The sequence below is a fragment of the Rhodospirillales bacterium RIFCSPLOWO2_02_FULL_58_16 genome, from assembly GCA_001830425.1.
GTDB lineage: Bacteria > Pseudomonadota > Alphaproteobacteria > Rhodospirillales > 2-02-FULL-58-16 > 2-02-FULL-58-16.
Genome location: MIAA01000042.1, coordinates 1 through 21,683 on the forward strand (window position 1 = coordinate 1; position 21,683 = coordinate 21,683).

Annotated in this window: 23 protein-coding genes; 6 read left to right on the forward strand and 17 right to left on the reverse strand. The window is 59.4% G+C overall.

All coding sequences use genetic code 11. The annotated features are described in order from the left end of the window. The first annotated feature begins 116 nt into the window (after positions 1-116). The gene (locus tag A3H92_09770) at positions 117-377 is read left to right on the forward strand and encodes a hypothetical protein (GenBank protein ID OHC73865.1); all 261 of its coding nucleotides are present in this window, start codon (positions 117-119) and stop codon (positions 375-377) included. A gap of 251 nt (positions 378-628) precedes the next feature. Here A3H92_09770 and A3H92_09775 read toward each other — a convergent pair whose 3' ends face one another. The 4 genes from A3H92_09775 to A3H92_09790 all read right to left on the reverse strand — a co-directional run bounded on the left by A3H92_09775 (position 629) and on the right by A3H92_09790 (position 3,635). Continuing rightward, a complete protein-coding gene (locus tag A3H92_09775; GenBank protein ID OHC73846.1) occupies positions 629-1,246 on the reverse strand; it encodes a hypothetical protein in 618 nt (205 codons plus the stop codon). Positions 1,247-1,265: 19 nt separating this feature from the next. Further along, the gene (locus tag A3H92_09780) at positions 1,266-1,826 is read right to left on the reverse strand and encodes a hypothetical protein (GenBank protein ID OHC73866.1); all 561 of its coding nucleotides are present in this window, start codon (positions 1,824-1,826) and stop codon (positions 1,266-1,268) included. A 21-nt stretch (positions 1,827-1,847) separates the two neighbouring features. Next, a complete protein-coding gene (locus A3H92_09785) occupies positions 1,848-2,372 on the reverse strand; it encodes a hypothetical protein (GenBank protein ID OHC73867.1) in 525 nt (174 codons plus the stop codon). Positions 2,373-2,537: 165 nt separating this feature from the next. After that, positions 2,538-3,635 carry a hypothetical protein gene (locus A3H92_09790; protein OHC73847.1) on the reverse strand — a complete coding sequence of 366 codons (1,098 nt, stop codon included), beginning with the start codon at positions 3,633-3,635 and terminating at the stop codon, positions 2,538-2,540. Between the two features lie 148 nt (positions 3,636-3,783). Between A3H92_09790 and A3H92_09795 the strand changes: the two genes are divergently transcribed. Further along, positions 3,784-5,001 (forward strand): 6-phosphofructokinase, encoded by a 1,218-nt coding sequence (locus A3H92_09795; protein OHC73848.1) that lies wholly within the window; start codon positions 3,784-3,786, stop codon positions 4,999-5,001. A gap of 6 nt (positions 5,002-5,007) precedes the next feature. Here the strand turns inward: A3H92_09795 and A3H92_09800 are convergent, their stop codons facing one another. Continuing rightward, the gene (locus A3H92_09800; GenBank protein ID OHC73849.1) at positions 5,008-6,783 is read right to left on the reverse strand and encodes a single-stranded-DNA-specific exonuclease RecJ; all 1,776 of its coding nucleotides are present in this window, start codon (positions 6,781-6,783) and stop codon (positions 5,008-5,010) included. A gap of 337 nt (positions 6,784-7,120) precedes the next feature. Here A3H92_09800 and A3H92_09805 point away from each other — a divergent pair, with 337 nt between their 5' ends. Next, the gene (locus tag A3H92_09805) at positions 7,121-7,411 is read left to right on the forward strand and encodes an addiction module antidote protein, HigA family (protein ID OHC73850.1); all 291 of its coding nucleotides are present in this window, start codon (positions 7,121-7,123) and stop codon (positions 7,409-7,411) included. A gap of 5 nt (positions 7,412-7,416) precedes the next feature. Here the strand turns inward: A3H92_09805 and A3H92_09810 are convergent, their stop codons facing one another. The 4 genes from A3H92_09810 to A3H92_09825 form a co-directional block, all read right to left on the reverse strand. Beyond that, positions 7,417-8,391, reverse strand: coding sequence for a fructose-bisphosphatase, class II (locus A3H92_09810; GenBank protein OHC73851.1), 975 nt, complete (start codon positions 8,389-8,391; stop codon positions 7,417-7,419). A gap of 12 nt (positions 8,392-8,403) precedes the next feature. Beyond that, positions 8,404-9,708, reverse strand: coding sequence for a homoserine dehydrogenase (locus A3H92_09815; protein OHC73852.1), 1,305 nt, complete (start codon positions 9,706-9,708; stop codon positions 8,404-8,406). After that, entirely contained in the window at positions 9,695-10,924 is a 1,230-nt protein-coding gene (locus A3H92_09820) for an aminotransferase (protein OHC73853.1), read from the reverse strand. The genes A3H92_09815 and A3H92_09820 overlap by 14 nt, the downstream gene beginning before the upstream one ends. An 83-nt stretch (positions 10,925-11,007) precedes the next feature. Continuing rightward, a complete protein-coding gene (locus A3H92_09825) occupies positions 11,008-12,213 on the reverse strand; it encodes a hypothetical protein (GenBank protein ID OHC73854.1) in 1,206 nt (401 codons plus the stop codon). A 211-nt stretch (positions 12,214-12,424) separates the two neighbouring features. Here A3H92_09825 and A3H92_09830 point away from each other — a divergent pair, with 211 nt between their 5' ends. Further along, a complete protein-coding gene (locus A3H92_09830; protein ID OHC73868.1) occupies positions 12,425-13,870 on the forward strand; it encodes a hypothetical protein in 1,446 nt (481 codons plus the stop codon). Between the two features lie 248 nt (positions 13,871-14,118). Here the strand turns inward: A3H92_09830 and A3H92_09835 are convergent, their stop codons facing one another. The 6 genes from A3H92_09835 to A3H92_09860 all read right to left on the reverse strand — a co-directional run bounded on the left by A3H92_09835 (position 14,119) and on the right by A3H92_09860 (position 18,342). Continuing rightward, positions 14,119-14,496: a hypothetical protein gene (locus tag A3H92_09835; protein ID OHC73855.1), complete on the reverse strand. Its 378-nt coding sequence runs from the start codon at positions 14,494-14,496 to the stop codon at positions 14,119-14,121. A 6-nt stretch (positions 14,497-14,502) separates the two neighbouring features. Next, positions 14,503-15,447 carry a protein-export membrane protein SecF gene (locus tag A3H92_09840; protein ID OHC73856.1) on the reverse strand — a complete coding sequence of 315 codons (945 nt, stop codon included), beginning with the start codon at positions 15,445-15,447 and terminating at the stop codon, positions 14,503-14,505. 12 nt (positions 15,448-15,459) lie between these two features. Beyond that, on the reverse strand, positions 15,460-17,043 hold the full coding sequence (locus A3H92_09845) for a protein-export membrane protein SecD (protein OHC73857.1): 1,584 nt from the start codon (positions 17,041-17,043) through the stop codon (positions 15,460-15,462). A gap of 11 nt (positions 17,044-17,054) precedes the next feature. Further along, positions 17,055-17,537 (reverse strand): preprotein translocase subunit YajC, encoded by a 483-nt coding sequence (locus tag A3H92_09850; GenBank protein OHC73858.1) that lies wholly within the window; start codon positions 17,535-17,537, stop codon positions 17,055-17,057. Between the two features lie 192 nt (positions 17,538-17,729). Further along, positions 17,730-18,101, reverse strand: coding sequence for a hypothetical protein (locus tag A3H92_09855; GenBank protein ID OHC73859.1), 372 nt, complete (start codon positions 18,099-18,101; stop codon positions 17,730-17,732). 13 nt (positions 18,102-18,114) lie between these two features. Next, positions 18,115-18,342 (reverse strand): hypothetical protein, encoded by a 228-nt coding sequence (locus A3H92_09860; protein OHC73860.1) that lies wholly within the window; start codon positions 18,340-18,342, stop codon positions 18,115-18,117. Positions 18,343-18,467: 125 nt separating this feature from the next. Between A3H92_09860 and A3H92_09865 the strand changes: the two genes are divergently transcribed. Beyond that, the gene (locus tag A3H92_09865) at positions 18,468-18,887 is read left to right on the forward strand and encodes a diadenosine tetraphosphate hydrolase (GenBank protein ID OHC73861.1); all 420 of its coding nucleotides are present in this window, start codon (positions 18,468-18,470) and stop codon (positions 18,885-18,887) included. Positions 18,888-19,010: 123 nt separating this feature from the next. Here A3H92_09865 and A3H92_09870 read toward each other — a convergent pair whose 3' ends face one another. Together A3H92_09870 and A3H92_09875 are read right to left on the reverse strand one after the other, a co-directional pair. Then, on the reverse strand, positions 19,011-19,403 hold the full coding sequence (locus A3H92_09870) for a hypothetical protein (protein ID OHC73862.1): 393 nt from the start codon (positions 19,401-19,403) through the stop codon (positions 19,011-19,013). An 85-nt stretch (positions 19,404-19,488) separates the two neighbouring features. Then, positions 19,489-20,367, reverse strand: a complete 879-nt coding sequence (locus A3H92_09875) for a formyltetrahydrofolate deformylase (GenBank protein ID OHC73863.1) — start codon at positions 20,365-20,367, stop codon at positions 19,489-19,491. Positions 20,368-20,471: 104 nt separating this feature from the next. Here A3H92_09875 and A3H92_09880 point away from each other — a divergent pair. Further along, positions 20,472-21,683 (forward strand): flagellum-specific ATP synthase FliI (locus A3H92_09880; GenBank protein OHC73864.1); only part of this gene is annotated, 1,212 nt, incomplete at its 3' end.

A 21,683-nucleotide genomic window follows, 5' to 3' on the forward strand; every position in this document is an offset into this window, starting at 1 on the left:
AAACCGTCGTCTCGTCGTCATTTTGTATTCCTCCTTTATCCGGTGGAATACACCTTAACACCCTGTCCGATTTTTCAGGACCAGCTCACCGAATGGCAAGGGACTGTTTTGCCGTTATGGACATCAGTCGGCAATTCGGACGCATTCTCCGCGAAGTCAGGGTCTCAAAGGGTCTCACCCAGGAGGAATTGGCCTTCCGCGCCGATATGAGCGTTCCCTATTTGAGCGATATCGAACGGGGCCGGTCCAGCCCGTCGCTTGCATTGATCGTGGATTTGGCCCTGGCGCTGCGTATTCATCCCGCCGAATTGGTGCAGGGGCTTGATCCTGCCGCCGCCCGGCACGGCGGAGAACGCAAACGACCGAAGAACGGTTAGCATCGTCGGTCTTTGTGCAAAGCTCATACTTTAAACAATTTAGTGTTTATTCCATCAGCGATTATGGTAAAATGGTCTCGTCCGAATGAAGGTTCACATGCGCTATTATGAAAACCTAAGTCCCGAAGATCGCCGCCGCGTCGTGCTGAGGGCCGTCGCATTCAGTTCCTCAATGGAAGGCATGAGTGAGGCGCGTGATGCCTGTCTCAAGGAATTACGGGAGCTTGACCGCAACAAAGCCGAAGCCGCTCCTACGAAATCAACTGATCTAACAGAGCAGTAAGGCGCCGGTAATCCGCCTTGGCCCAAACGTCACGGATCGCCGCATGGTACTCGCGGCGAATTTTCTGATCGTCAAACGTACCGAATTGAATGGGCGGGCGTTCAGTCTGCATCAAGAGAAGATCGCCAAGCAAGCGGGCTGTGCGGCCATTGCCGTCACGAAAAGGGTGGATCACAATCAACTCGCCATGCAACTCGGCAAGCCTTGAAAGCAACTCTTTGCGGGAAAGCGACGGCTGAAAGGGCGTGAGCCGCGCAAGTCTTTGGCCGTAGCGTCCCATTTCGGCATGAATATGGCGTGCATGGCACCAGCGAATATCATCAGAACTGACGTCCACCTGTCGATATTCACCCGCCCACTTAAAAATGCCGCCTAGAAACAGGCGATGCAGATTGCACACATTATCGCAGGTGAAGCTGTCCGTTTCCGAATAACTCAAGGCGGCACGGTCATATGCGGCGATTAGAGCCGCATTCTCGCGTCGCTCAAGTTCTGCCGGATCAAGAATGTCGAGCAGATTGCGTAGCACCCCATGCGTTTCATCGAAATCAGGATCGTCAGTTTTGTATTTTTCGATATGTGGCATATCGCTTCGCCGGATAGTTTCAATCCGGTTCTTTGCGACGCCGGAAGCGGGAGATGACGGCGAGGACGCAGACGACAAGGACGAACCCCCCCAGAAACCACCACTTGCTGTCGCCGATAAATTCATTGAGCGCGCTTCCGATGAAGTAACCTCCCCACGCGAAGCTGTGCGCCCAAATCATGGCGGCGATAAAGTTCAATACAAAATATTTCAGGCGGGGCACCCCGGCGATGCCGATGACAAACGGGCTGATGTTGCGGATGCCGTAGATAAATCTGAACGAGAGAATAAAAACTACCGGGTTGGTTTCCACCAGCCGGAAGGCCCAGTCGGTCTTTCGCCCGATATGATGCCAGCGCTTGAGAATGGGCGGCCCGTATCTCCTGCCGATGTAATAGTACAATTGGTCGCCGAGAAAACTGCCGGTGAACGCCGACAAGGCCAGCAATTCGACATTGACGCGGAATCTGCCTTCGGAGCCGATCGCCCCGGCGATGATGACGATGGTTTCCCCCTCAATAAAGGTCCAGACAAGCGTAATGGGATACAGCAGATAGCTGTAATTAGTAAGAATATCGATTACAAACCCATCCATGATTTTCTAAAGCTCGACGCCAGACAGTTTCGTCACCCGCTCCCATGTGCTTTTCGGATCATCGCTGAAGATCAAGCCCAGGTCGGCGGGGGCTGTCGTCCAGTCATCCCGCGCCATTTCGTGTTCCAACTGGCCGGCCCCCCATCCGGCATAGCCGAGAATGACCAGGCTGTGCCTGGGGCCTTCGCCTTTGGCGATAGCGTCAAGAATTTCCAGGCGCGACGTTAACGACACCTCATCGCTGATCGCGGAAACGCCCGGCCCGCTGTAATCGCCGCTGTGCAGGACAAAGCCGCGCCCCGGCTCAACGGGGCCGCCGTAGTACAGGCTGATCGCGTCGCCGGCTGCTTCGACGCCGTTCGTATTGATGCCGAATCCCTCCATCATTTTGCTCAGGCGTCCTGAACCGAAGGGACGGTTGATCACCAACCCCATGGCGCCCTTGGCGTCATGGCCGATCATATAAATAACGGTCTCCTTAAAGCGCGGATCGGCCATGCCCGGCGACGCCACCAAAAACTGTCCGGCGATGAACCGGCTGCGCGAATCGCCGACATCCCCTCCCCGAACCGGGAAAGGCCAGACGGCGGCTGCGCCGACAAACAGTAAAACGATGATCCGGCAAAATTCCATTCGGCGATAGTAACAAAAATAAATACGCCGCCGGAACATCTTTATTATCCGGCAGGCCTACGTCTACTCCCAGGGGATGGCGGGCAGTTCGGCGAAAGCGACCGGTCCGGCGTAAATTCTTCGATCCTGGATGGTGAGGGAAAGGTTCAGCGTGGTCGGGGCGCCGTCTTTCGACTTCCTGGCCATCGCCCCCAGCACCGCCGTGGCGGTAACGGCGTCCTTGCCGCCGATGATGCCGTCCTTGCGCAACTCCTCAACCGTTTCGAAGAAGCCCTGCACCTTGGCGGTAAAAGCGCCGATGGGCTGGGCCATGGCGTCCAGGGCCATGGCGCCGCCGGCCTTTAAAGTCAGGGGACCGAGCGCGGCGTCAAGCCGCTTCACTTCCAGCGTTCCTCCGGCGTCGCGCCAGACGCCCAACGCCTCCGGCCATGGCCCCGGCGGAATAGCGCCTAGAACGCTGCCCTCCACGGCCAGCAGGGAAATATTCCCCCCCAGCGGCAGGGAAAGAATGCCGGGAGCGTTCACTCCCTCGGCCTCGAATCTGAAGATAATGGTAGGAGTGCGATAATCGGCATTGCCGGTCCCCGTCCTTTCGATTTTCATGACGACGCGGCTTGCGGCGGCGCGCCCGCTTCCGGCGTCGGATAGACTCAAATTGCGAACAGTCAATTCCCCCTGCGGAGGCCATCCTCCGCCTGTGGGGAAGCGGACGGTGAATTCTTCAACAACGCCGGCATAAGCCGCCGGCCCGTTCTTTTGCGCGATATCAAGCCTGTACCCTCCCGGCATGCTTACCGCCATCCTCCACGGATTCCAGGGGGAGGCCTCGACGACGGCTTTGTCGCCCCGCCACGACCACGAGGGAGCATCGCCCTTTGCCGCGAAAGCGATTTCCTTCATCTCCATGCGGATAATCAGAGGGAAGCCGCTGAGGCGGAAGCTCTCGTATTTGACCTGATAACCCTCGGCGCGGCGCATCTCCATCCACCCGTTAACCGCTTCGCGGAACTGATAGGCCATGCCCGCCCAGAACAGCGCATAAACAATGGAAGCCGCAGCCATAATGACGAGGAATTTCAGCCCGATCCTGATGTTCCTCAGGTACGTCGGCGGCCTGTAGTTGAGGGCGGAATGAGCCGGATGCTTGCGTGGTTGACGCATGAAAAACTCTCGTAAGTGACCGGCTTCCTTTATAGGGCCTTCATCATGCGGGAGCAAAGAGCATGGTTGACCCCGATTCCAACGTAGCCCTTGATTTTTGCGGATCGGACCCGGACATTACAGGCGAACAGTCAAGGGAGGCTTCCTCATGCTTAAGGGAAAGGTGCTTATCGCCCAAGGAGGCGGTCCCACCGCCGTCATCAATCAATCGCTGGTCGGCGCCGTTGTGGAGGCCAAGAAACTTTCCGGCGTTGAACATATTTACGGCGCCGTTCACGGCATCAGAGGCATCGTCAACGAGGACTTCCTTGACCTGGGGCGCGAAACCGTTCGCAACCTTGAGAGCGTCGCCGACACGCCCTGTTCGGCGTTAGGCTCCACCCGCGACAAGCCGGACGTCAAGTATTGCCGCGAAATCTTCAAGGTCCTGAAGGCCCATGAAATCGGCACGTTCCTTTACATCGGCGGCAACGATTCGTCGGATGCGCTGCGCATCCTCGGCGAGGAGGCCGGCAAGGCCGACTATGACCTTCGCGGCATCCACATTCCCAAAACCATCGACAACGACCTGATGATCAACGATCACACGCCGGGCTTCCCTTCCGCCGCCCGTTTCGTCGCCGCCGCCTTCGCCGGCATCGACAAGGACAACGCCGCCCTGCCCGGAGTTTATGTGGGCGTGGTGATGGGGCGTCACGCCGGCTTCCTCACCGCTTCGGCGGCCTTGGCCAGAAGCGGCGACAACGACGGCCCTCACCTGATCTATCTTCCCGAGCGCAGTTTCGACATTGCTTCCTTTGTCGCGGACGTCAAGTCCGTCTACCAGCGCCTGGGGCGTTGCGTGATCGCCGTTTCCGAGGGCATCCACGACCAAAGCGGTGCGCCCATAATCACCACGCTGTCCGGGGATGTCGAAAAAGACGCCCACGGCAATGTCCAGCTTTCCGGAACCGGGGCGCTGGCCGATATGCTTACCGCCGCCATCAAGAACCGGTCGGATATCAAAAGGGTTCGCGGCGACACCTTCGGCTACCTGCAACGCTCGTTCCTCGGTTGCGTCTCCGATATCGACCGCAAGGAGGCCCGCGAAGTCGGCGCCAAAGGCATTCAATACGCCGACCAGGGCCACGCCGCCGGCTCGGTGACCATCCATCGGGTCGGCGATTACGCGGTGGAATACCGCCTCACCCCCCTCAACGAGGTGGCCGGCAAGACCAGGGTGATGGATGATTCGATGATTTCGCCGTCCGCCAACGACGTCACCGGGAAATTTCTTGATTACGCCCGTCCGCTGATCGGCGGCGACTTTCCAAAAACGGCAAGACTTGATGTCGCCAACCGGGTCGAGAAGATTCTCGGGAAGTAGAGGGCATCACCATGCCGGGGCGGCGTCATCTATGATCAGTTGCGCCTTGGAGCGGCCCTGCCAGGCATTGATTTGCAGCCGCCCGGCGACATGAAAGGGCGCGCCGTCATGCTGCCTGAGGGCGACGCCGAGTTCGGTATCCAGACAGCGGAAGGCGATAGCCTCCAACCGCGCTCCGTCCTCGCCGATCAGAACGCAACGCAGATGGTTGTCCCCGGCGACGGCGACGCTGGCAAGCCTGACGCGGGGAATAACGAACTTAGGCTCAGGATTTCCAAGGCCGAACGGCCCTACCTGTTCCAGCGCCGCAGCCAGTTCCAGCGAAGCCCCCGCCGTAGTCAGCGCCGCGTCGAGGCAAAGGCCGGGGACAAACTCGGCCTCGGCGATGCCGTCGGCGACGCGCCCGCTGAGAAAGCTCCGGAATTCCTCCAGACGGTCGATGTCGACGGTGAAGCCGGCGGCCATGGCGTGACCTCCTCCCTTGATCAACAACCCCACCTGATGGGCGGCGATAATCGCCGCTCCCAGATCAACTCCCGGCACTGATCGCCCGGACCCGGCGCCCGTTTTTTTATCAATCGCCACGACGCAGGCCGGCCGGTTAAAGCGATCCTTCAGCCGACCGGCGACGATGCCGATAACTCCCGGATGCCATCCCTCGCCGACGACCAGAATCAGGGGAGCGCCGGTCTTCTCCTGTTCTTTCCCCTGCTCTGTCGCCTGATCAAGAACATCGGCCTCGATGTCGCGGCGCCTGCTGTTGAGTTCATCAAGGCGGCGGGCTATATCTTTTACTTCCCGCTCATCATTGCTGTACAGCAATCTGGCCCCCAGGGAGGAATCGCCGATGCGGCCGGCGGCATTGATGCGCGGCCCCAGAATGAATCCGGCGTGATAGCTTCCCGGCGGCTCGGTGATGCCGCTGATGTCGGCGAGGGCCTTGATGCCGGGATTTGCCCGCCTTCCCATCACTTTCAGGCCCTGGGCCGCCAGCATGCGATTGACGCCGGTCAGCGGCGCCACGTCGCAGATCGTTCCCAGCGCCACCAGATCAAGCCAATCCATGGGATTGGGTTTGGCGCGGTCGGCGAACCAGCCGGCGCCGCTCAAGGTCCGGTTGAGACCGACGACCAGCAGGAAAGTCAGGCCCACCGCCGCCATTTGCCGATGAGGGCTGTCTTCGTCCAGCCGATTGGGATTGATCACGGCTACGGCCTCGGGCAACAACGGCTCCGCCTTGTGGTGATCGACGACGATAACGTCGAGGCCGGCCTCGGCGGCGGCCTTCAGCGGGGCATGGGCGGTGACGCCGCAATCGACCATCACCACCAGAGAAACCTTGTCCTCCCTGAGGCCCAGCAGGGACTCGCGATTGGGACCGTAGCCCTCGCGCAGACGATCAGGGATATAGACCTGCGGACAGGCGCCGAGGGCGCTCAGATAACGCATCAGCAGCGCCGCCGAAGTCGCCCCGTCAACATCGTAGTCGCCGTATATGGCGATGCGCTCCCCCCGCATGACGGCGCCGGCCAACCGCTCGCAGGCCACGTCCATTCCCTTGAGGTGGGCGGGGTCGGGCAGCAGCCTTTTCAGCGTCGGATTGAGAAAGTCCTCAGCTTCGTCAAGGCCGACATTGCGGGACGACAGCACGCGGCCGACGATCTCGGGAACCCCCAGGCGTTGGGCCAGGGCCAGCGCCGCCCGGTCGTCACACGCCCTCAGCCGCCAGCATTTTCCCGACAGGGAACGCGCAACGCCCAGAAAATACTCCCCGCCGCCCATCCTCTTGCCCTCTGCTCGCCTGAAACACATCCAGGCGACGTTTATACATATTTACAGACCCGACAACAAAAAGCGTTCAACATGAATGAGGTTTCGGCGGTATGATCAGCGGTCGAACTATCCGATAAGGCAGGACCTCCCCCAACCCCTCCTTAATAAGGAGGGGAGAAAAGTTCCTCCCCTTACCAAGGGGAGGTCAGGAGGGGTTAAATTGCGGGAAATATCTTGCCGGATACTGGGCGGTCAGCGTCTCGGGCAACCTGCGCATTGTCTTCCGCTTCGACGGCGCCCATGCCTGCGGCGTGGATATGATAGACTATCATCAGGAGGAGCCGACATGGCCATGAAAAACCCACCCCATCCGGGTCTGTCCGTTCGCCACGACTGCCTGGAACCGATGGGTCTCAGCGTGACGGAGGCCGCCGGCAAGCTGGGCGTCAGCCGCAAGCAAATGTCGGATATCGTCAACTGCCGTTCGGGGATATCGCCCGAGATGGCGATTCGCCTCGATAAGGCATTCGGCGGCGGCGCGGACACATGGTATCGGCTACAAGCGACTTACGACCTCGCCCTGGCGATGAAGAAAGCTGAACGGATCAAGGTCAAGCGCATCGCGCACACTGCATGATTCCGTCAATCCGCCTTATGCCGGCCGAATTTGTGGTGAGCCTCGACGAAACGCAGGGTTCCGGTCATTGAGCGGATGATCATTGACCGGGTTACGGCGCAGCCGTGACGGACGCGGACGCCGGAAAGGATGGCGCCGTTGGTGACGCCGGTGGCGGCGAAGGTGACATCGCCGGAAGCCATGTCGCCGACAGTGTATTTACGATCAAATTCCTTGACGCCGCTTTGCGCCGCCCGCTTCCTGTCGGCGTCGTCGCGAATCACCAGGCGGCCCTGCATTCGGCCGCCGACGCAGCTTAAGGCCGCCGCCGAAAGAACGCCCTGGGGAGCGCCGCCGATGCCCATGTAGATATCGATGCCGCTTGCCGGCCATGCGGTGGCGATGACGCCGCTGATGTCGCCGTCGGCGATCAGGATAATCCTCGCCCCGGCGGCGCGGACCTTGGCGATCAGGTTTGAGTGGCGCGGCCTGTCCAGAATGCAGACGACCAGTTCGCGCACATCCACACGCTTGGCCTTGGCCAATTCCCCGAGATTTTTTTCCGGGGCCTCGTCCAGGTCGATAATATCGGCGGGCAGTCCGCCGCCGATTGCAATCTTGTCCATATAGATGTCCGGAATATCGAGAAAACCGCCCGTCTCGGTCATGGCGATGACCGAAAGGCCGTTGGGTTCTCCCTTGGCGATGATGGTCGGCCCCTCCAGGGGCATCAGGGCGACATCCACCTTGGGGCCGTTGCCGTTGCCCACCCTGCCGCCGACGACTAATTGAGCGTCCTCGTTTCCCGCGCTCTCGCCGATGCGAATGACGCCGTCGATATCCAGGCTGTCCAGGGCCTCGTGCATGGCGTTGACCGCCGCCCGGTCGGCCGCCCTCTCGTCGCCGCGCCCCATGAACAAGGTGGCGGCGCGAGCCGCCGTCTCGGTGACGCGCACCGCGTCCATGGCAAGATTACGACCGCAAACAGTCAGTTCCGGCATGGCCGGCGCCTCCTAAAATGATACGATCCTGATCATCAACGCCGGTTCCACTATAGCCTCATTTCCGTTGATTTCTTCCATCATGCGCATAATCGCCGATTCTCCGGCCTCGTGCAGGGTCATCACCACAGGCACCGCCTCGCCGGGAGCGCGACTCCGCTGCAATACGGCTTCCATGGAAATGTTGTTGTCGCGCAGCACCGCCGCTATGTCGGCGAACACGCCGGGACGGTCCAGGACCATCAGGCGAACATAATAAGCGCCCCTGTGAAGCTCGATGGGAGCGGCGTTCAGAGGTTTCAACTCCTTGGCCGGCAACGAGAATGTCGGCGTGCTGCATCCGCGCGCTATATCGATCAGATCGGCCGCCACCGCCGAGGACGTCGGCCCGGCGCCGGCGCCCCGGCCCTCGAACATGGTGGTGTCGATGAAATCGCCTTCGACGACGACGGCGTTAAAGACGCCCTCGATATGAGCAATGGGAGCGGCCAGCGGCACCATGCAGGGATGAACCCGCTGCTCGATGCCGTTCTCGGTCACTCCGGCGATGCCGAGAAGTTTAATCCGATAGCCGAGTTCCGCAGCGTACCCGATATCCAGCGGCGAGATGCGACGGATGCCCTCGGTGTACACGGCGTTGAAATTCACCTGCGTGCCGAAGGCGACGCCGGCCAGAATGGCTATCTTGTGGGCGGTATCGATTCCGTCAATATCGAAACTCGGATCGGCCTCGGCGTAGCCGAGTTCCTGGGCCTCCTTGAGAACCACGTCGAATTCGCGGCCGCTTTCGCGCATGGCGGTAAGGATATAGTTGCAGGTGCCGTTGAGAATGCCGTAGACGCGGCGGAAATTGTTGGCGGCGAGTCCTTCGCGCAGCGCCTTGATGATGGGGATGCCGCCGGCCACCGCCGCCTCGTAGGCCAGGGTGACGCCGGCTTTCTCGGCGGCCAGCGCCAGCGCCGTTCCGTGATGGGCGATCAGCGCCTTGTTGGCGGTGACCACATGCTTGCCGTGGGCAATGGCGGTCTCGCAAAGGGTCTTGGCGATGCCGTGAGAGCCGCCGATCAGTTCGATCACCACGTCAATGCCGTCGGCGGCGGCCATAAGCAGGGCGTCGTCATGCCAAACAACCCCGTCGCCGGCGAATTGTTGTTTTTTACTGCTGTCCTTGTCGGCGACGGCGACCACCAGGATCGCCCGTCCGCAACGGCGCTCAAGGAGAGCGGATTGCTCGGCGAGCAGTTTGAAAACACCGCCCCCGATCGTTCCCAAACCGGCGATGGCGACCCTTAATGGAGATGTCTTAGGGGCGCTCATGGGAAGACGCCGCCTTCTTTTCAATATCCTCAATGGCCTTGCCGTAATTGCCGAAAAACGATTTGATGTTGCGAAGCGCCTGGCGCGTGCGCTGGATATTTTCGACCATGGCGAAGCGGACATGGCCGTCGCCGTGCTCGCCGAATCCGATGCCGGGCGCCACCGCCACCTCGGCCTCGCGCAACAGCAGCTTGGAAAACTCAACCGATCCCAGATGAGCAAAGGCGGGCGGGATGGGCGCCCAGGCGAACATGGTGGCGTCGGGCCTCGGCACATTCCACCCGGCTTCAGCCAGACCGTCGATCAGCACGTCGCGGCGGTCCTTGTAGAGGGCGCGGACTTCGTCTACGCAGTCCTGGGGTCCGTTGAGAGCGGCGGCGGCGGCCACCTGAATAGGCGTGAACGCCCCGTAATCAAGGTACGACTTGATGCGGGTAAGAGCGCCGATCAACTTCCTGTTGCCGGCGGCGAAGCCGATGCGCCAACCCGGCATGGAATATGTCTTGCTCATTGAGGTGAACTCGATGGCGACGTCCTTGGCGCCGGGAATCTGCATGATCGACGGCGGCGGATCGGAAAAATAGATTTCCGAATAGGCGATATCGGAAAGGATAAATATGTCGTGGTAGCGGCAGAAATCCACCACCTGACCATAAAAATCCAGACTCGCCGTCTCGCAGGTCGGATTGTTGGGATAATTGAGGACCAGAACGGTCGGCTTGGGCACGCTGTGCTGAACGGCGCGCTTCAGCGCCTCCAGAAAGACGGCATCCGGAGTCACCGGAATATTGCGGACCACGGCCCCGGCTATGATGTAGCCGAACTGGTGAATGGGGTAGCTGGGATTGGGCACAAGAATGACATCGCCGGGGCTGCAAACGGCTGAGGCCAGATTAGCAAGCCCCTCCTTGGAACCCAGGGTGACGATGGCCTCGCCGTCGGGATTCATCTCGACCCCGAAGCGGCGCTCGTAATAACCGCAGATAGCCTTGCGCAAGCCGGGAATCCCCCGCGAAGCGGAGTAACGATGGGTGCGCGGGTTCTGAACCGTCTCTATCAGCTTATCGACGATATGAGACGGCGTAGGCGAATCCGGATTACCCATGCCGAAGTCGATGATGTCGGCGCCGTCGGCGCGGGCGCGCGCCTTCATAGCGTTAACCTCGGCGAACACATAGGGCGGCAGACGCCGTATACGATGGAATTCCTGATCCATAACTTTTAAGTCCCAAACACCGAAAACAGGCGGATGCCGACAGGGCTTGCTCCGGCGGTTATTTCCCGAAACCGAGGGAGATATTAACGCTCGAAATAGACCTCGGCGCGGCGGTTGCCGGCCTCTCCCGAAGGCATGATCTCATAATACATCGGATCGGCGTCAGCTCTGGCGTCAACGAAAACACTATCAGCCGGCACCCCAAGGCGGATCAGTTCACGAGCCACGGCGTCGGCGCGGCCGGCCGAGAGCTGATAGTTAATCATCTTGTGCTTGACCTGATCCATATTGCGGGTGCGGCTGCTGGAGTGACCGATTATGCGAACTCTGCCGCCTTCCTGACGATAGATTTGGAATACCTTGCCGAGTACGCTCTGCGCCTGATTTTTCAGTTCGTTTGAGCCGTTGTCAAATAATATGGTGGCGATCTTGACCGCCCCCGTGGGCAACGCCGCCCCGGAAGACGACGGCAAGCCTTCCGACAACGGGGCCGCGCCGTCTTCCGATGAGACAACGCCGGAAGACGCCTCGTCTTCAATTTGTTTGGGCTGTTTCAGCATCACCAGGGGTTTAACCGGCTCTGCTGAAGGCGCGGCGCCTCCCGCATCAACGCCGGAAGAGGAAATGACCACTGTTGATTCCGTCTCCGGAGCCGACAACGGGAAAGCGCCGTCATTCTGATCCGGAGCCTCGACGGCGGCATCGCCCAGTCCGCCCGCAATCGGAAGACGCTGGGACAAACGGGCCATATATGTCTCATGGAGGCCGCCGCCCGACGGCGGCGCCTGCTCGGCCTGCCCCGGCGCGAGGGCGGAGGGCGGCTTCAGTTTGGGAGCAACCATGGACGGCGCAGGTTCAAACTTGGGCGACGAAGCGTCGGAAACGTCCGATATTGCCGGCGGCGGCGGCGGCGCGGCAGGCTCGGAGCCGAGAACCTCTGACGGGGCGCCCTGACGCGGTAAAGCCTCGGAAGAATACTTGCGTTTTTGGCGATCTCCGCCCAACCCTTGCGGAACCGAGGACAAGTTGGGAAAAGGTTTTTCAGCGCCGGGGGCCGGTTTGTCCCTGTCGGCCGCCAGTTTTCCCTGATCCGCATCTGCCGCCTCGGCCTTTTGCGTCGGCTGTTTATCCCCGGAAAAGAGGTCAACGGTGCTCTTGTACCACTCGGCGGGATTAGCCGCGTCGGGGACATCCGAACATCCGTTCAGCACGACAACGAACGCCAAAAACAGGCCGATGGACCTGCTCAACCCCTTGATAAATCTCGAATCACCCATATTTCCCTGCATAACAGCCGGCCCCTTCATACAGCAGCGCAAAACCATTCCATAATCAAGGCTTATAGACGCATGTTGCTGAAAATTGGTTAACAATTATTTATATTCCTTCAAAAAAACAGGAAGTCCTTCGCCGGAGCGCCGCCTTGCCGGTACATGACTATGACGTTAGTATCGGCACGGTTTATTCGGGGAGCGCCTATTGAATATCAACACCGATGCGCTGAATCTGCAATCCGTTCTGTTCGTGGTCGGCATTCTGCTTCAAATCCTCGGCGTGGTCATGCTGATTCCCGGCGCCGTGGACGCCATGGATAACAATCCTGATTGGCTGGTTTTTGTGCAGTCCGCAATGGCGACCTTTTTCTTCGGAAGCATCCTGGCGTTGTCTTTCCGAGGCGTAGACCGTCATCTCACCCAACGATCAGGCTACCTGATTACGGTGCTGAGTTGGCTTGCGGTGTGCGCGTTCGGCGCCTTGCCTCTCTGGTTTTCCAGCCTGAACCTTAGCCTGACCAACGCCTTTTTTGAAACCATGTCGGGCCTGACCACCACCGGCGCCACGGTGCTGAGCGGTCTTGACGCCATGGCTCCCGGCCTGTTGCTGTGGCGCTCGCTGCTGCATTGGATCGGCGGCGCCGGCATCGTTTTGACGGCTATAATCATGCTGCCCATGTTGCGCATCGGCGGCATGCAATTGTTCCGCACCGAGTCTTCAGACATCTCCGACAAGGCCATGCCCAAAGTCTACCAGATCGCCATCGTTACGGTGATCGTCTATCTGGCGCTTACGATGCTCTGCACCGCCGCGTTGTACATTGCCGGAATGACGGGATTTGACGCGGTGAACCACGCCATGGCCACCGTCGCCACCGGCGGCTTTTCGACCAAGGACGCCTCTATCGGTTATTTCAAATCCCTGCCCATAGAACTGGTGATCGTCTTCTTCATGGTCGCCGGCTCGCTTCCGCTGGTGTTTTACGCCCGCCTTGCATTGCAATGGAAACATGCCCCGGCCATGGACCCGCAGATCAAGGTATTTCTTATAATCTGGGTAACTCTCATCAGCATCCTGACGTTCTGGCAGGTTCTGGCCAACAAGGCGCCGTTCCTGACGGCGCTGCGCCAATCGACATTCAACCTCACCTCCATTCTCACCGATACCGGATTCTCCACCACCGACTACAGCGCCTGGGGCAGCTTCGCCCAGGGTATTTTTTTCATATCCCTGCTTATCGGCGGCTGCGCCGGATCGACGGCCGGCGCCGTCAAGATTTTCCGCTGGCAGATTCTTTTCGGATCAATGCGGCTGCAATTACTCAGAATGCTGTCGCAACATCGGGTTCTGGTTCTGCACTATGGTTTGCGAATCGTGGACAGTGAAATGACGTCTTCGGTGCGGAATTTTCTTTTCATGTACATAAGCACGCTGGCGGTTATGTCGGTATTGCTCATGGCTACCGGGCTGGACCCTTTGTCCAGCGCCAGTTCCGTGGCCATGGCCATGGCCGGCGCCGGGATCGGGCTTGGCCCCATTGTCGGCCCTGTGGGAAATTTTGAACCGCTGACCGACGCCGCCAAATGGATTTTGATATTATCCATGCTGCTCGGACGACTCGAACTAAGCAGCATCTACGTCCTGCTGTTGCGCGACTTCTGGCGGCATTAGGCCGCGCCTCGCCGTTTCCCCCTTTTGAAGGGGGAGTTAGGGGGGCATCGAAGATAGAATTATCGGCCTGTGTGTTTTGACACAGAGGCACAGAGACGCAGAGAGGATCAAACGAAGTTTTCTTTCTGCTTTTTCTTTATTTTCTCTATCCTCCTCTGTGCCTCTGAGCCTCTGTGATTCATAAAACGGTATAGGCGGCAACCTCCCCTCCTTGGTAAGGAGGGGAAAGTGCGGGAAGGCCGCCGGTATTACTCCACCGCCACCAGCGCCGCCGCCATGTTGCGGTCCTCGGCCAGCAGGACGTTGAAAGTTCGGCAAGCGGCGCCGGTATCCATCCACTCAAGGATTATGCCCTGCTCTTTCAACTCGCGCCTTAAGGCGCCGGGAGGAGGCAAAAACCGGGGACCGCAGCCGATGAGCAGGATTCGGCAGCCGCCGTTTACCGCTTCCTGCAAGGATTTAACGGTGATGTCGTCGGCCCCGCTTATCGGCCAAGGGACGGCGCGTTCGGGGAAAACGATGATCGAGCCGACATGGGCGACGCCGGCCACCTTGAAGCCGCCGCCGCCGTAGCTGTTGATCAGTCGGCGACCGGCGGGGATGAGGGGGGTGATGTCGAGAGTAATGGAGATTTACGGCGTTTGTTCAATCGCCGCCTCTTTCTGTTTTTGCTCATTTTTAGCGGCGCCGTGGCGCAAATTCATGTACAAAAGCAGCGGCACCGCGATGTAAACCGACGAATAGGTGCCGATAACGACGCCCCAGAACATGGCGATGCTGAAACTGCTGATCACCTCGCCGCCGAAGACTATCAGTGAAAGCAACGCCAGCAGCGTCGTCACCCCGGTTATCATAGTGCGCGACAAGGTTTCATTGATGGAGCGGTTGAGCAGTTCCGGCAACGGCATGGTCTTGTACTTGCGCATGTTCTCGCGAACCCGGTCAAATACCACCACCGTGTCGTTGATGGAATAGCCGGTGATGGTGAGAATGGCGGCAATAGACGTCAGATTGAACTCCAGCCACAACAGGGAAAACAGGCCGATGGTGGCGAGCACGTCATGGAGAAGCGAGATGATGGCGCAGACGCCGAATTGCCACTCGAAACGAAACCACACATAGGCAAGGATAGCGAGGTTAGCCAGCGCCACGGCCCAGACGCCGCCCCAGAAAAGGTCCTTGCTGACCAACGGCCCCACCACCTCGATGCGCCGGTACTCGATGCCGGCGCCGAGCGCCTCCTTCACCTTGTCTATTGCCGCCTGCTGCGCCCTCTCGCCGCCTTCCTGCTTTTGCAGGCGGATCATCACGTCATTAGGAGCGCCGAAACCCTGGAGCGATACTTCGCCGAGGCCCAATTCCGACAGCTTGCCGCGCAGGTCAACGATATCGGCGGATTCAGGGGTGCGCATTTCAATCAGGACGCCGCCCGTAAAGTCGATGCCGTAGTTGATGCTCTTGAAGGCAAACATCCCCATCGCGCCGATGGTCAGAAACAGGGAAAAAGCAAAAAGCCATTTTCGCTTGCTGATAAAGGCGACGTTGACATCGCTGGGAACGAACCGGATTCCGCGCATAATTACTTCTCTCTAAATAATAAGTTCACGCGGACGGGCGCGTCCCAACCACGTTACCATCATCAATCTGGTCAACGTGACGGCGGTGAACATTGAGAACACGATGCCGATCGTCAGCGTCACCGCGAAGCCGCGAACCGGCCCCGAACCGAAAATGTAAAGGGCGGCGGCGGCGACCAGGGTGGTCAGGTTGGAATCGATGATGGTGCCGTAGGCCCGCGAAAAGCCGAGGTCGATAGCCGAAATCGGCGTCCGTCCGGCGCGCACTTCCTCGCGTATGCGCTCGAACACCAGCACGTTGGCGTCCACCGACATGCCGATGGTGAGGACGATGCCGGCGACGCCGGGCAAGGTCAACGTCGCCTGAAGCACCGACAGGGCGGCGAATATCAGGATGATGTTGACCATCATGGCGATGTCGGCCACCACCCCGAAGCTGCCGTAAGCGACAACCATAAAGGCTACCACCAGCACCATGCTGATGATGCTGGCCATCTTGCCGGCGGCTATCGAATCGGCGCCCAGGCCGGGACCGACGGAGCGTTCCTCAATGATGATCAGCGGCGCCGGAAGAGCGCCGGCGCGCAGCAGAAGCGCCAGGTCCTTGGCCGTCTGAACGGTGAAGTTGCCGCTGATCTGGCCGTTGCCGCCGAGAATCGGCTCGCGGATCACCGGGGCGCTGATGACCTTGTCGTCAAGCACGATGGCAAAGCGCTTGTTGACGTTTTTTCTGGTGGCTTCGCCGAAGCTTTTGGCGCCGATGGAATCAAAACGAAAGGTTACAACCGGCTCGTTGGAGCGGGTATCAAAGGACGGCTGGGAATCAATCAGGGTATCGCCGCTGACCATTACCCGCTTCTGGATCAGGTATTTTAACGGCCGTCCGCCGGCTACCGTCTCATCGGCGGAAGGCAACAGCGCGGATCCGGGCGGAATCCTTCCGGCCTCGGCCTCGGCCACCGTATTCCCTTCATCAACCAAACGAAAGGTCATCTTGGCGGTCTTGCCGAGCAGGCGCTTGATGCGCTCGGGGTCGTCGATGCCGGGAAGCTGCACCAGAATGCGTCCCTCGCCCTGACGCTGGATGGTGGGTTCGCGCACGCCGGTTTCGTCGATGCGGCGGCGAACGATCTCGATCGACTGATCAACGGCGGCGGCGGCCCGGTCGCGGATCGCCGTTTCGGTCATCGTCAGCCTGACCAGCCCGCCCTTGCCGGTCTCGGAAACGGTGTCGGCGTCCAGTTTTTTCACCAGCCCCAGCGCCTCGTCGGCGCGGTCGGCTTCCTTGATGGTAAAAACTACGGCGGAACCGTCAATGCCGAGACCGCTGTAAAGAATACGCGCCTTGCGCAGCTCGGTGCGCACGGAATCGACCAGCGCCTCCATCCGCTCCTTGAATACCGCCTCCACCTGCACCTCAAGAAGCAGGTGAGAGCCGCCCTGAAGATCAAGGCCGAGGCTGATTTGTTGGTGAGGCAGCCAATCGGGCAGGGCCTCGGCTTGCTTGGCGGTCAGAAAATTAGGGGCGATAAACAACAGGCCCAGCGCGCACACGGCAAGGATGGCGATAACTTTCCATTTGGCAAAATAAACCATGATCCGGGCCGCTACTTGCTCTTGTCCCCGAACAGGCTCTTGGGGCTTGAGTCTCCCTGTTCTTCGCCGGCGCCCTCATCCTCGGCGGCGGCGGCTTTATCCTCATTGGAATCCGCCTTTTCCCCGGTCTTGGCGGAAGCGGTTTTTTTCGACCCTTTGGTTTCTTTGGTCTCTTTCACCGGCTCGGTCTTGGCGAGTATGGAAGAAACCATCTCACGGCGCACGCGCACGCGCACCCCGTCGGCGATTTCAACCTGCAACTCGCCGTCATCAATCACCTTTCTGACGACGCCGATAATGCCGCCGCCGGTAACCACCCTGTCACCGCGACGGATGGCGTCGAGTTGCGCCTTGTGATCCTTCTGCTTCTTCTGCTGGGGACGGATAAGCAGAAAATAGAAAACAACAAAGATCAGGAGCAACGGAATCATTGACTCAAAACCGCTGGGACCGGACGCCCCCGCCGCCTGCGCAAAAGCCGGTGAGACAAACATAAAAAAAACTCCTGAGAAATAATACGCCGGGCGCGACTATAAACGCCCCGGCGCGACTTGCAAACGCTAAGAATTAATGCCGGGAAAAATCCTCACCCTTGCTTCAAAGGGGAGTTAGAGGGGGTATCGGCGGCAACCTCCCCCGGCCCCTCCTTGGCAAGGAGGGGAAAGCGCAAGGGCCGCCATCCTGCCCTAAGAGAGATGATCTTCATCATCGTCGTCGTCGGAGTCATCCTCATCGTCGCCGTTGGAGGCGGATTCGACCTCGGCGTCATCATCGCCTTCGTCGGATTCGGCGACATCGACGTTGCTGTCGCCGTCATCGTCGCCGTTGCCGGAACAGCCGGAAGAACCGGTAACGTAACAGGAGACGCTTTCAAACGTATCGCTGAGGTTTCCGCCCATGTATTGCCAGGCGAGAAGAGGCATGGCGGCGGTGAAGCAGATAATCACCACATACTCAATCGCCGATACGCCGCGAACGTCGCCCATCAGGCGCTTTAACAACGAAACATCCATCCGGTTATTTTGAACTTTCATGACCAAATCCTCGCCAACCGACAATACCCTGCCCGCATCAATGGGCGAAATAACAGGTCTCGAATACTTTGCGATCACGCTCAATATCAAAGTAAACGGTCAACTGTTTCATCAAGTTTCCCGCTCTGTCCTCGACCATTCCTGAAAGCTTGATGTCCCAGGATTTAAGACAGTTCCTCCGCAACCACGCCTCCAGTTGCTCGGCGGGACGCCTGGTGCAGAAACGAACTCCGTATTTTACTTTATCCATGACCAATTCCTCCACATCCGATATTATAAATATTACTATATTTATTGAATTGCGTCAATATTATAAAATACATGCAAAGTAATGATAAATTTACATAAAATTTTATGCAAATAGGGGCGCTTTCTGTTAGTTTGGCTCCCATGTTTGTCCTTAACGAAACCCTTGCCGCCGATACAGTAGAGCTGGAGCGCCGGCCGCTTTGTCTGGCGCTGCTGATGAACGACAGCCGCTATCCATGGCTGATTCTGGTTCCCCGGCGTTCCGGCCTTCGCGAGCTTCACGACCTGACTCCGACGGAACAATCAACGCTGATGGAGGAAATCAGCCGCGCTTCCCGCGCCCTGGAAAAGGCCTTCGCCCCTGCCAAGATCAATGTCGCCGCGCTGGGCAACGTGGTCGAGCAGCTTCATGTCCATGTGGTGGCGCGTTTCAGGAACGACGCCGCTTGGCCGGGACCGGTTTGGGGAAAGCTTCCGCCGAAACCCTACGGCGCCGAAGATATGGCTGAAATCAGCGCAAGAATAAAATCGGCGCTTAATGCCGGCAGCCGTAAAAAATAACCCTGAAAAATCCTCCCCCTTACTTCAAGGGGGAGTTAGAGGGGGTAGCGAGCAACCTCCCCTCCTTGGTAAGGAGGGGAAAGCGCGGGGGCCGTCACCGGTCAATATCAATGGCCGTCGACCCTACTGTCCGGCAACGGAGCGGAACAAACCTACCAGGCTTTCCTGGGTCGCCTTGGGGCAAGCGTCGAAATAGCGGACGAGTTGCAGGGTTTCACGCTTGACTATCGACTTGTCCTCGGTTTGGCCTTTTTCATCGATGCCGTCGAAAAACCACGAAACGGGAACGCCGAGAATGGAGGTGAGTTCCCACAGCTTGCTCGCCGAGATTCTGTTCCAGCCTTTTTCGTATTTCTGCACCTGCTGAAAAGTCAGGCCGAGAAGCTTGCCGAGATCATCCTGGCTCAATCCGAGCAGAACGCGACGTTCCTTGACCCGGCGGCCCACATGAATATCAACGGCGCGAGGCCCGTCTCTCAAGACCGTGTATCCTCTACGGCGCATTTTCTTAACCATTTTTATCCTCTGACATTCGGGAAGGGGGAGATTCAGGTAATATAAGCACTTCTTTTATTTATGCAATTGCGGTTTTCACAAAAAATCAACGTAAAACCACGCATTTGCAGCCGTTGATCAACACCCGGTGTTCTACATGCTTGCGCACGGCGCGGGCCAGCACCAGATTTTCGATGTCGCGGCCGACGGCGACAAGATCATCGGGCGAATAGGTATGATCCACCGGCTCCACCGCCTGCTCGATAATCGGCCCCTCATCCAGATCGGGAGTGACATAGTGGGCCGTCGCGCCGATCAGCTTGACGCCACGCGCGTGGGCCTGATGGTAGGGCTTGCCTCCCTTGAAGCCGGGCAGGAACGAGTGATGGATATTAATGCAGCGTCCGCGCAGCTTGTCGCACATCCGCTTTGAAAGCACCTGCATGTAGCGGGCCAGCACCACCAGATCAATATCCAGGCTGTCAATCAGGCGCAGCGCCTCTGTTTCCTGCTCGTCCTGGGTTTCCGCCGTCACCGGCAGATGGTGAAAGGGAACCCCGTGCCATCGGGCAAGGTCGGCCAGATCGGGATGGTTGGAGACGATGGCCGGGATATCGATCTTTAACTCGCCGGTGCGGTAACGATACAACAGATCGTTAAGGCAATGGTCGAACCTGGAGACCATGATCAGCACCCGCGCCTTGCGTCCGGCGTCGTGAATGCCCCAGATCATCTGGAACCGCCCGGCGATCCTGGAGAAAGCCTTGGCCATCTCGCCGACGGAAGGGCTGAAGGCGCCGGGACGGTAAACCGTGCGCATGAAAAACCGCTTGCTGTCACAATCGCCGAAGTGAGACGACTCGGTGATAAAGGCGTCGTTCACCGCCAGAAACTCGGACACGGCGGCGACGATGCCGACGGTGTCGGGACATGAAATGGTCAGGATAAAGAGCTTCCCGCCGCCGCCGTCATTATCGCTCAACATAAGGTCAAAACTCTTTTAACCAAGATTAAAGACTCCTGCATCATACTGGTCATGTCTATATCCTTACAGAGATTTCCCGTCTTTGAAATAAGGTCTGTCAAGTCTTGAGCCTTTTTGCCGGCAATATCGTCAACGAAGTGGACCGCCTGCCGGATTACAATGTTTTCGGCAGGGTCAGCGCCATCATCGGCCTTTTGGTGGAGATCGAAGGCGTCGAGGGGGCGCTGTCCATCGGCGATCACTGCCGCATCATCGCCCGCGACAAGCGCTCCGTGCTGTGCGAGGTGGTGGGCTTTCGCCCCTCCCGCGCGCTGGCGATGCCCTTCGGCACGCTGGACGGCATCGGCCTCGGCTGCCGCGTCGAGGTCAGCGCCGTCTCGCCGGTCATCTATCCAGACGCAAGCTGGCTGGGCCGCGTTATCAACGCCTTCGGCGAGCCTGTGGACGGCAAAGGCCCGCTGATCTCGGGCGTTGTCCCCTACCCCATACATAACAAGCCGCCGCCGGCCCATTCCCGCAAGCGCGTCGGCGGCAAAATCGATCTGGGGACGCGGTCGATGAATACCTTCCTCACCTGCTGCCGGGGCCAGCGCATGGGCATTTTCTCAGGCTCGGGAATCGGCAAATCGACGCTGCTGTCGATGATGGCGCGTCACACCGACGCCGAGGTCAGCGTCATCGGCCTGATCGGCGAACGCGGACGCGAGGCCCGTGAATTCATCGAGGACGACCTGGGCGAGGAGGGCATGGCCCGCAGCATCGTCATCGTCGCCACCTCCGATCAGCCGCCCCTGATGCGTCGCCAGGCCGCCTATGTGACGATGTCGGTGGCCGAATACTTCCGCGACCGCAACAGCGATGTCTTGTGTCTGATGGACAGCATCACCCGCTTCGCCATGGCCCAGCGTGAGATCAGCCTTTCCGCCGGCGAGCCGCCGGCTTCCAAGGGCTATACGCCCTCCGTTTTCGCCGAACTGCCCAAGCTGCTGGAGCGCGCCGGACCCGGCGCCGAGGGACAGGGATCGATCACCGGCCTGTTCACCGTGCTGGTCGAAGGCGACGACCACAACGAGCCGGTGGCCGACGCCGTGCGCGGCATCCTCGACGGCCATGTGGTGCTGGATCGGGCCATCGCCGAAAGGGGCCGCTATCCGGCGGTCAATATCCTGCGCTCCATCTCCAGGACCATGCCCGCCTGCAACTCGAAAGAGGAGAACTCCTTCGTCAACCGCGCCCGCCAACTGCTGGCCACCTACGAGGACATGGCCGAACTGATCCGCCTCGGCGCCTACCGGCGGGGCAGCGACCCGCTGGTT

Excerpts from the sequence above, each read along its gene's own strand:
- A3H92_09770 (OHC73865.1), top strand. The coding sequence starts at position 117 with ATGGACATCAGTCGGCAATTCGGACGCATTCTCCGCGAAGTCAGGGTC.
- A3H92_09775 (OHC73846.1), bottom strand. The coding sequence starts at position 1,246 with ATGCCACATATCGAAAAATACAAAACTGACGATCCTGATTTCGATGAA.
- A3H92_09790 (OHC73847.1), bottom strand. The coding sequence starts at position 3,635 with ATGCGTCAACCACGCAAGCATCCGGCTCATTCCGCCCTCAACTACAGG.
- A3H92_09795 (OHC73848.1), top strand. The coding sequence starts at position 3,784 with ATGCTTAAGGGAAAGGTGCTTATCGCCCAAGGAGGCGGTCCCACCGCC.
- A3H92_09800 (OHC73849.1), bottom strand. The coding sequence starts at position 6,783 with ATGGGCGGCGGGGAGTATTTTCTGGGCGTTGCGCGTTCCCTGTCGGGA.
- A3H92_09805 (OHC73850.1), top strand. The coding sequence starts at position 7,121 with ATGGCCATGAAAAACCCACCCCATCCGGGTCTGTCCGTTCGCCACGAC.
- A3H92_09810 (OHC73851.1), bottom strand. The coding sequence starts at position 8,391 with ATGCCGGAACTGACTGTTTGCGGTCGTAATCTTGCCATGGACGCGGTG.
- A3H92_09815 (OHC73852.1), bottom strand. The coding sequence starts at position 9,708 with ATGAGCGCCCCTAAGACATCTCCATTAAGGGTCGCCATCGCCGGTTTG.
- A3H92_09820 (OHC73853.1), bottom strand. The coding sequence starts at position 10,924 with ATGGATCAGGAATTCCATCGTATACGGCGTCTGCCGCCCTATGTGTTC.
- A3H92_09825 (OHC73854.1), bottom strand. The coding sequence starts at position 12,213 with ATGCAGGGAAATATGGGTGATTCGAGATTTATCAAGGGGTTGAGCAGG.
- A3H92_09840 (OHC73856.1), bottom strand. The coding sequence starts at position 15,447 with ATGCGCGGAATCCGGTTCGTTCCCAGCGATGTCAACGTCGCCTTTATC.
- A3H92_09845 (OHC73857.1), bottom strand. The coding sequence starts at position 17,043 with ATGGTTTATTTTGCCAAATGGAAAGTTATCGCCATCCTTGCCGTGTGC.
- A3H92_09850 (OHC73858.1), bottom strand. The coding sequence starts at position 17,537 with ATGTTTGTCTCACCGGCTTTTGCGCAGGCGGCGGGGGCGTCCGGTCCC.
- A3H92_09865 (OHC73861.1), top strand. The coding sequence starts at position 18,468 with ATGTTTGTCCTTAACGAAACCCTTGCCGCCGATACAGTAGAGCTGGAG.
- A3H92_09870 (OHC73862.1), bottom strand. The coding sequence starts at position 19,403 with ATGGTTAAGAAAATGCGCCGTAGAGGATACACGGTCTTGAGAGACGGG.
- A3H92_09875 (OHC73863.1), bottom strand. The coding sequence starts at position 20,367 with ATGTTGAGCGATAATGACGGCGGCGGCGGGAAGCTCTTTATCCTGACC.